This window comes from Streptomyces thermovulgaris (assembly GCF_002155915.1).
GTDB classification, from domain to species: Bacteria; Actinomycetota; Actinomycetes; order Streptomycetales; family Streptomycetaceae; genus Streptomyces; species Streptomyces thermovulgaris.
Window position 1 is genome coordinate 23,771 of sequence record NZ_MUME01000350.1, and the last position, 6,253, is coordinate 30,023.

Here is a 6,253-nt window from a genome sequence, read left to right on the forward strand (position 1 = left end):
ACCCCTGTCCGCATCACCCCCGCAGGAGGACCCCATGACCGCTCAGGGATTCACCACCTGTCTCTGGTTCGACGGCCGGGCCGAGGAGGCCGCCCGCTACTACGTCTCGGTCTTCCCGGACTCCCGCATCGGGCGGGTCACCCGCTTCAACGAGGCCGGCCCGGGGACCCCCGGTTCGGTGCTCACCGTCGACTTCGTGGCCAACGGCCAGAAGTTCGTCGCGCTCAACGGCGGCCCCGAGTTCACGTTCAACGAGTCGGTTTCCTTCCAGATCCACTGCGCGGACCAGGAGGAGGTCGACCACTACTGGGCCAGGCTCACCGAGGACGGCGGCGAACCCGGCCCCTGCGGCTGGCTCAGGGACAAGTACGGCGTCTCCTGGCAGGTCGTCCCGGACAGGCTTCTCGAGATGCTCTCCGACCCCGACACGGAGAAGGCGGTCCGGGTCACACGGGCGATGCACGCCATGAGCAAGTTCGACATCGCCGCGCTGGAGAAGGCGTACGCCGGCGAGTGACGGCGTGCCGCGGGGCGGCCCGCCCGTGCGGGGGGCGGACCGGCCCCGCGGGTTTCCGGCTCAGGACAGGTCGTTCACCAGCACCGCCGCCCCGTCGAAGCGGCCGGCCTTCAGGTCCCGCAGGGCCCGCGGGGCCTCGGACATCGGATAGGTGTGCGTGGTGGCGCGCACGCCGTGCCGGGCGGCCAGGACGAGGAACTCCCGGCCGTCCTCCCGGGTGTTCGAGGTGACGCTGCGCAGCTCCTTCTCGTAGAACAGCTCGCTCTCGTAGTGCAGCGGCGGCGTGTCGCTCAGATGGATCCCGGCGACGGACAGGACACCGCCGCGGTCCAGGGCCCGCAGGGCCACCGGGACCAGGTCGCCCACCGGGGCGAACAGGATCGCGCTGTCCAGCGGCTCGGGCGGCGACGCGTACGCGTCCTGGGCCGAGGCGGCGCCCAGCTCCAGCGCGAGCCGCCGCGAGGCCTCCCCGCGGGTCATGACGTGCACGGTGGCCCCCTGGGCGAGCGCCACCTGGGCGCACAGATGCGCGCTGCCCCCGAACCCGTACAGGCCGAGCCGCCCGCCCGGCGGCAGCGAGGCCCGGCGCAGCGCCCGGTAGCCGATGATGCCCGCGCACAGCAGCGGGGCGAGCGCCACGTCGTCGACCCCGCCGGGCAGCCGGTAGGCGAAGCCGGCCGGAACGGTGGTGTACTCGGCGTAGCCGCCGTCGGCGTCCCAGCCGGTGTAGCGGGAGGCCGGGCAGAGGTTCTCCGCACCGCGTGCGCAGTAGGCGCAGGTGCCGTCGGTGCGGCGCAGCCAGGCCACGCCCACCCGGTCGCCGGGCGCGAAGCCGCTCACCGCCCGCCCCAGACCCGCCACCACGCCCACGACCTCGTGGCCAGGGGTGACACCGGGCCGGTGCACCGGCAGGTCGCCCTCGGCGACGTGCAGGTCGGTGCGGCACACCCCGCACGCGCGCACCCGCACCAGCAGCTCGTCGTCCTCCGGCACGGGCACCGGCTTCTCCACCAGCCGCAGCGGTTCCTCCTCCACCGGCCGCGGCCCGGTCACCGCCCACGCCCGCATCGTGCCTTCCGTCATCTCGCACCCCGTCCTGCCGACGACCGTCCCCGATCGCCCCGGTGTGGAATCCGGTGCGGAACCCAGTGTGGGGCAAACGGGCCCGTTCGCGCGCGGCCGGCCCGGAGGGATCCCCCACCGGGACGTGGCATGATCGGGCCCATGCGTGAACGTGTGGTGGCCGCCTGCGACGGGGCGTCGAAAGGAAACCCGGGTCCGGCGGGCTGGGCATGGGTCGTCTCGGACGACACCGGGGCCCCGGTCCGCTGGGAGGCGGGAGCGCTCGGCAGGGCGACCAACAACGTCGCCGAACTCACCGCGCTGGAGCGGCTGCTGACGGCGACCGACCCGGATGTGCCGCTCGAGGTGCGGATGGACTCGCAGTACGCGATGAAGGCCGTGACCACCTGGCTGCCCGCCTGGAAGCGCAACGGCTGGCGGACGGCCGCCGGCAAGCCGGTCGCCAACCAGGAGCTGGTGGTGCGGATCGACGAACTCCTCCAGGGCCGCTCGGTCGACTTCCGCCACGTCCCCGCCCACCAGGCCGACGGGGACCCGCTCAACGACTTCGCCGACCGTGCCGCCAGCCAGGCGGCGTCCGCGCAGCAGGCGGCGGGCAGCGCCCTCGGCTCGCCCGAGCCGCCGCCCTCGCCCGTCGCCCCGGCCTCCTCGCGCCGTCGCGCCGGCACCGGGACGGCCCGGCGGCGCGGCGGCGGGACCTCGTCCCGCACGATCAAGGCGAAGTTCCCCGGCCGCTGCGTGTGCGGCCGTTCCTACGCGGCCGGCGAGCCCATCGCCAGGAACGACCAGGGCTGGGGCCACCCGGAGTGCCGTACGGCGGCCACCGGGCAGCCCGCGGGGCGGATGGCAGACTGACGGCCATGGAAGAACGCGCATTCCGCAGGTCGCACCAGCACGCGTCGGTGGTCGGGCTCGGCACCTGGCAGCTGGGCGCCGACTGGGGCGACGTGGACGACAGGGAAGCCCTCGCCGTCCTGGAGGCGGCCGCCGAGTCGGGGGTGACCTTCTTCGACACCGCCGACGTCTACGGCGACGGGCGCAGCGAGTCGATCATCGGGGACTTCCTCAGGTCCCGGCCGGACCTGCACGTGCTGGTCGCCACCAAGATGGGCCGCCGCGCGGAGCAGATCCCGCAGAACTACGTCCTGGACAACTTCCGCGCCTGGAACGACCGTTCCCGGCGCAACCTCGGCGTCGACCGCATCGACCTGGTGCAGTTGCACTGCCCGCCGACACCCGTCTACTCCAGCGACGAGGTGTTCGACGCCCTCGACACCCTGGTCGAGGAGGAGCGGATCGCCGCCTACGGCGTGAGCGTGGAGACCTGTGCCGAGGCGCTGACGGCGATCGCCCGGCCGAACGTGGCCAGTGTGCAGATCATCCTCAACCCGTTCCGCATGAAGCCGCTGCGCGAGGTGCTGCCCGCCGCACGGGAGGCGGGCGTCGGCATCATCGCCCGGGTCCCGCTGGCCTCCGGGCTGCTGTCCGGCAGGTACACCAAGGACACGGTCTTCCCGGCCAACGACCACCGCACCTTCAACCGGCACGGCGAGGCCTTCGACCAGGGCGAGACCTTCTCCGGCGTCGACTACCTCACGGGCGTGGAGGCCGCCGCCGAGTTCGCCGCGCTCGCTCCCGAGGGCTTCACCCCGGCCCAGCTCGCGCTGCGCTGGATCATCCAGCAGCCCGGTGTCACCACCGTCATCCCGGGGGCCCGTTCACCGGAGCAGGCACGCGCGAACGCCGCCGCCGCGAAGCTGCCGCCGCTGGACGAGAAGACCCTCGCGGCGATCCAGGACCTGTACGAGCGCCGGATCAAGGACCAGGTGGAGTCCCGCTGGTAGGCGCCGGCGCCCCTCAGGCGAAGGCCTCGCGCAGCGCGGGCAGCAGCGTCGTCTCCGACCAGTCGAGGAACGGCTCCTGTGCGTCGCCGCCGATCTGCACCAGCGCGACCTCCGTGAACCCGGCCTCGACGTAGGGACGTACGGCCTCCACGAAGACCTCCGGGTCGTCGCCGCACGGAATCGCGTCGGCCACGTCGTCGGGGGTGACGAACTGCGTGGCCCCCTCGAACGCGTCCGGGTGCGGCAGTTCGGAGTTCACCTTCCAGCCGCTGCCGAACCAGCGGAACTGCGCGTGGGCCCGCTCCACCGCCGCCTCGCGGTCGGGGTCGTGGCAGACCGGGAGCTGGCCCACGCGCGGCTTGCCCTCGCCGCCGTGCCGGTCGAAGGCCTCCAGCAGCCCCGCCTTGGGCTCGGTGGCGATCACCAGATCGGCGAGGCGGCCGGCGAGGGCGCAGGACTGCTCCCCGGAGACGGCGATGCCGATGGGCGGCGGCTGGTCCGGCAGGTCCCACAGCCGGGCCGACTCCACGGTGAAGTGCGTGCCGTGCCGGGTGACATGACCGCCCCGGAACAGCTCCCGGATGATCCCGACGGCCTCCTCCAGCCGTTCGTGGCGTACGTCGACGGACGGCCAGCCGCCGCCCACGACATGCTCGTTGAGGTTCTCGCCGGAACCCAGGCCCAGCCGGAACCTGCCCTGCGACAGCAGGTGCAGCGTCGCCGCCTTCTGCGCCACGACCGCCGGGTGGTAGCGGAAGGTCGGGCAGGTCACGTAGGTCATCAGCGGAATGCGCGAGGTCGCCTGGGCGGCGGCCCCGAGGACGCTCCAGACGTACGGCGCGTGCCCCTGCGAGCGCAGCCAGGGGAAGTAGTGGTCGGAGGCCACCGAGAAGTCGAAGCCGGCCTCCTCGGCCCGCACCGCGTGGCCGACCAGCTCCCGGGGACCGGCCTGCTCGGTCATCATCGTGTATCCGAACTGCACCATGGGCGCCGAGTCCCCGGGGCGGCGCCCCGGAAACGGGGATCAGACCGGGCCCGGACGGAAGGTCCGGAGGAAGACCTTCAGCGTCTGCCGGTTCGCCGGCGAGGTGAAGTCGTCGGCGGGGGTCGTCCAGCGCAGCGAGAAGCTGCGTCCGCCGCCGAGGAGGAAGCCGCGGCCGAAGGTGCGCACCCGCTCGTCCCCGGTGCCGGACAGCCACTCCATGTCGGCCGCCTCGCGTCCCTGGTACGTCGTCGCGCGGATGGAGCCGATCCGCCGGTACGCCTGCTGCCGCTTCGCCAGCGCGGGCTCGACCTCGTCCCGCCAGATCACGACCGGGTCCGGGCCGGCCTGGGTGCTGTAGGTGACGGCGAGGGTGCGCGCGTCCCCGTCCGCGCCGAAGACCACCCGGTACGCCCGGTCGGAGGCGCGGGTGGTGCTCACCCGGCGCCATCCCTCGGGCAGCGCGAGGGAGAAGCCCTCCGAGGCGGTGAAGGGGCGGAAGCCGGCCGGCAGACCGGTCGCCGTGGCCGGCGGCGGGGTGCCTTGCCCGCTTCGGCCCTCGGAGCCGGCGGCAAAGGACGACGACCCGGCGGTGCCGGGGGCGGCGACGATGCCCGGGCCTTTGGTGCCCGGCAGCAGGAGGGCGGCGGCCAGGACGGCGGCCGTGACGGCGGTGGCGGCCAGCGCGGTGCCCAGGACCACGGTCCGTCCGCTCCGGGCCCGGACCGCCGCGCCCGTCGCGGGCGGACGGGGCCGGGAGGCCGCGGGCGCGGCCGTGCCGGGGTCCTCGTCCGCGATCCGGGTGAGCGCCTCCCGCACCACCGGACGGGTCGGACGGTCCCGGTAGTTCTTGCGCAGCAGGCCCTGCACGACCCGCTCGAGCGGCCCGGTCCGCAGGGGCGCGCGCACCGGCAGCCGGACCACGCCCCGCAGGGTGGCCTCGGGCCGGCCCCGGTCGCGGAACGGCGGACGCCCCTCGGTCATCGTGTAGAGCAGTGCGCCGAGCGCCCACAGGTCGGCCGCCGGTCCGATCCGCTCGTCGCGGGCCTGCTCCGGGGAGGCGTACGACGGTGCGGTGAGCCGGGGCACGAGGGTCGCGCCCACCAGGCCGAAGCCGGTCACCACGACCCCGCCCCCGTCCCGCACGAAGACCTGACCGGGGCCGAGTTCGCCGTGGGTGATGCCCTCGGCGTGCGCGGCCTCCAGCACCTCGAGCAGCTCCAGCCCGATGCGGGCCGCCCGTGCGGGGGGCAACGCCCCTTCCCGCGCGAGGAGTTCGCCCAGGGGGACGCCGTCGATCCACTCGGCGACCGTCCACAGCGTCCCCGCCTCCACCACGGCGTCGACCACCGTGGCGACCCGGCCCGGCCGCAGCAGCCCCATGGTCTCGGACATCCGCAGGACGCGGGCGGTGATGCGCCGGGCGCCGTCCTGGCCGGTGCCCTCCGGGAGCCCGGTCTGCGTCAGCAGAAGGGGGCGTTCCGTCTCGCCGTCCTCGCCGTACCAGCAGATGTGGTTCGTCTCGCGGTGGAGGATCTCGAGGAGCCGGTACCGTCCGGCGACCGACCCGTGTGCGGACGCATGCCCCTGGACCATGGTCATCCCTCGCTGAGCTGAGAATCCCGGCTCTCGCCTTTTTCCGGGGGATACGGCGAAGAGCGCCGGGTGTGTTCAAAAGGATCGCGGTGGGGCCGTTTCCGCCGTTGTCCGGCTGCCGCCGCGTACCTGCGCGAGGGAAATCCGCCCGGGTGCCGCGCCCGTCGCCGCCCGACCAGCACTTCGACGCCTCTTCGGCCGCGTGCGGCGGCTCGGGCGGCGACGGGCGCG

6 protein-coding genes are annotated in these 6,253 nt (G+C 74.2%); 3 read left to right on the forward strand and 3 right to left on the reverse strand.

Annotation, left to right across the window (positions count from 1 at the left end):
- Nucleotides 1–34 precede the first annotated feature (34 nt).
- A complete protein-coding gene (locus CCN35_RS23905; RefSeq protein ID WP_067397362.1) occupies nucleotides 35–517 on the forward strand; it encodes a VOC family protein in 483 nt (160 codons plus the stop codon).
- Between the two features lie 60 nt (nucleotides 518–577).
- On the opposite strand, the gene CCN35_RS23910 is transcribed toward CCN35_RS23905, so the two are convergent.
- Nucleotides 578–1,585, reverse strand: coding sequence for a zinc-binding alcohol dehydrogenase family protein (locus CCN35_RS23910; protein ID WP_211285568.1), 1,008 nt, complete (start codon nucleotides 1,583–1,585; stop codon nucleotides 578–580).
- Between the two features lie 144 nt (nucleotides 1,586–1,729).
- Between CCN35_RS23910 and CCN35_RS23915 the strand changes: the two genes are divergently transcribed.
- Entirely contained in the window at nucleotides 1,730–2,455 is a 726-nt protein-coding gene (locus CCN35_RS23915) for a ribonuclease H family protein (protein WP_067397360.1), read from the forward strand.
- Nucleotides 2,456–2,460: 5 nt separating this feature from the next.
- Nucleotides 2,461–3,444 carry an aldo/keto reductase gene (locus tag CCN35_RS23920; protein WP_067397402.1) on the forward strand — a complete coding sequence of 328 codons (984 nt, stop codon included), beginning with the start codon at nucleotides 2,461–2,463 and terminating at the stop codon, nucleotides 3,442–3,444.
- Nucleotides 3,445–3,457: 13 nt separating this feature from the next.
- Here CCN35_RS23920 and CCN35_RS23925 read toward each other — a convergent pair whose 3' ends face one another.
- Both CCN35_RS23925 and CCN35_RS23930 read right to left on the reverse strand, forming a co-directional pair.
- On the reverse strand, nucleotides 3,458–4,429 hold the full coding sequence (locus tag CCN35_RS23925) for an LLM class F420-dependent oxidoreductase (protein WP_086794309.1): 972 nt from the start codon (nucleotides 4,427–4,429) through the stop codon (nucleotides 3,458–3,460).
- A 39-nt stretch (nucleotides 4,430–4,468) separates the two neighbouring features.
- Entirely contained in the window at nucleotides 4,469–6,028 is a 1,560-nt protein-coding gene (locus CCN35_RS23930) for a serine/threonine protein kinase (protein WP_086794311.1), read from the reverse strand.
- Nucleotides 6,029–6,253 lie beyond the last annotated feature (225 nt).